Raw genomic sequence first — 2586 nt, forward strand, 5'->3', positions numbered from 1 at the left:
TTCATTACGTCCCCATAGACGTGACGCCGGTTTGTTCCTCGCTTCCGGCGGCGCTGGATGTGCCAGCCGAGGAAGTCAAGGCCCTCGTCGATGTGGGTTACCAGGGTCTTTTCCGGCGCCAGGTGCAACCCCATCGTGGACAAGACCCCAGCGATCTGCTCCCGCAGGGCTTCCGCGTCGGCTTTGCTGCCCGACACGACCAGGCACCAGTCGTCGGCGTAACGGATCAGGCGATAGTTCGCCTGGCCGTGACGGCGACGGGTGAGCCGATCATTGCGGCTCACCCCAGGCCCGCCCGGAGCCTGGGCGATGTGCTCGTCCAGGACGGCGAGCGCCACGTTGCTGAGCAACGGGGAGAGGATCGACCCTTGCGCGGTTCCGGCGTTGGTATCTCGGAGCACTCGGTCCTCGCCGAGGACCCCGCTTTGAGAAACGCCTTCACCAGGCTCAGTACCCGTTTGTCTCCGACTCGTATCCGCACCCGATCAAGCAAGGCTGGATGCGAGATCTCGTCAAAGCATGCCTTGATGTCGCCTTCCACGACCCATTCGTAGGAGCGGGCCGTGAGGTAGCGCACTTCGGCCACGGCGTCGTGAGTCCGGTGGTGCGGGCGGAACCCGTAGCTGCACGGGAGGAAATCCGCCTCGAAGATCGGCTCCAACACCAGTTTCAGGGACGCCTGGACCACCCGGTCCCGCACGGCGGCGATCCCCAGGCGGCGACGTCTCGTCGTGCCCGGTTTCGGGATCCATCGTTCCCGTGACGGCAACGGACGGAAACTACGGTCCTTTATTTCGGTCCGTAGCCGGTCGAGGAATACCTCGACCCCCACCTCGGCCTCCACGTAGTGGACGGTCTGCCCATCCACCCCGGCCGTTCGCGCGCCCCTGTTGCCCCGCACCCGATCCCACGCCACCAACAGAAACGCAGGATCCGCGACGAGGTTGCACAGATCATCAAACCGGCGATGAGGGTCATCCCCGGCCCGTCGGTGCAGCTTGGTCTGGATCTCCAGTACCCGACGCTCGGCCACGACCAGGGCGTGTTCACGTTCCTCCCCGGACAGGACCTGCTCCAGTTCGCCGATGTTCACCGGCGTACTCCTGGCCTTCCAGCCCTTCGGCTGCCGACTTGCTGGTCTCCTTCGCCCTGTAGCCGGCTTTCCCGGCCTCCGTGACGGGTCGTCACGCCCGCGACTACTACGAGACCTCCGCCCCACCCGACGCCCACAGCGGACGACGCACCTGCCCGTTCCCGTACTCGACGCACAGAGTCTGGGCGACGCCGGATGGTTCCCACGTTCACCGCATCACCGTTCGACGGACCTGGGCGTCCAGCTCTGCCCCAGCGGCATCGCCACGACTACGCCGTGGACCTTCACCGTGGCCTCCGACCGGGCGGAATCATCCCGGTGCGGAGTTCCCGCCTCAGAACCAGGTCCCGAGGCGGTGCGCGCCGCAACCCAGCCCACATCCGCCAGGTTCGAGTTGGATGGCCGATTGAGGGGCTTTACACGCTGGTTTCTCACGTACGCCTTTCCGTCTCGCTTGCCGAACCCGCCCCGTCTGGCAGTGCCGACGCGTCCCGGCGTTGTCAGGGCTGCTTCCCGCCCTCCCCGGCGTCTCCCGGATCAGGCTGCCCTCAGCTTCTGCCCGGCTGCCACGACAACCCGGCGGTGAAGGTCTCCCACCTCCACTCGGTGATGCAGCGCCTCGTGGCGCACGATGCCGTCGGCCCACAGGTAGACGTAGTCCACGCCGGCCAGGTCCCGGTTGGTGAACGCCTGATAGTCGCCGTGCCAGCTGGCGGTCAGCCGGGTCACCGTGGAGGCGGACAGGCCGGCGCCCGAGCCGAGGAACTGCTCGAGCGCGGGCACGAAGTCCCCGGAGGACAGGCCGTGCAGATAGAGCAACGGCGGCACCTCTGCGATCTTCGGGGAGCGGCGGCACCACGGCGGGAGGATCGCCGAGGAGAACCGCTGCCGTTCCCCGGTGTCCGGGTCGACACGGCGGTCGTTGACCCGCGGTGCGGTCACCTCGACCGCACCGGCGGCGGTCATCACCTGCCGCGGCTGGGCGTGGCCATTGCGGACGACCAGCCGACGGCCGCGTTCGTCACGCTGGTCGGCGAGCTCGGCGATGTAGGCGTCGACCTCGGCCTCCAACGCGGCAGCGAGCATCCGCCGGGCGCTCCCGGACGATCTATCAGCGACCGCGTCGCCGCCGGACCATCAGCGGGCGTGTCGTCTTCGAGGACTACCGTGAGCACGGGCGTGCCTCCCCGACCAAAGCGCCAACGTCGGCCTGACTAAGACCTCAACCTCGATCACCGGGAAGGTACGCCCTCCCCAGCCGATCCACAGGTCTCAACCATTGCTCTGGCTCGCCGCCTGGGACTAACTCCGCTCCACAACCCGGCACAGACGCAAGACCTCCAGGTCAGGGCAACGGACATCGGGCTCTGGAAGCTGCGCCCATGCCGTGATACCGAGACTGGTCGACCTTGACCAACCAACGGCGGAAGGTCACCAAACCTTGAAAGATAGCATCATTCACTATAGGTACAGGTCAGCCTGCCGCACAGGGG

2 protein-coding genes and 1 pseudogene are annotated in these 2586 nt (G+C 66.9%); all 3 read right to left on the reverse strand.

What is annotated here, in order from left to right:
• On the reverse strand, positions 1 to 338 hold a 338-nt coding region (locus AC08OU_RS14975), incomplete at its 3' end, for a reverse transcriptase domain-containing protein (protein WP_476600602.1).
• A complete protein-coding gene (locus tag AC08OU_RS14980; protein ID WP_476600604.1) occupies positions 281 to 1093 on the reverse strand; it encodes a reverse transcriptase domain-containing protein in 813 nt (270 codons plus the stop codon). The genes AC08OU_RS14980 and AC08OU_RS14975, both read right to left, overlap by 58 nt.
• A 630-nt stretch (positions 1094 to 1723) precedes the next feature.
• Positions 1724 to 2268, reverse strand: a pseudogene (locus AC08OU_RS14985) (transposase); the annotation flags it as partial.
• Positions 2269 to 2586: the final 318 nt, after the last annotated feature.

It is taken from the genome of Frankia sp. CcMO1 (assembly GCF_977945845.1).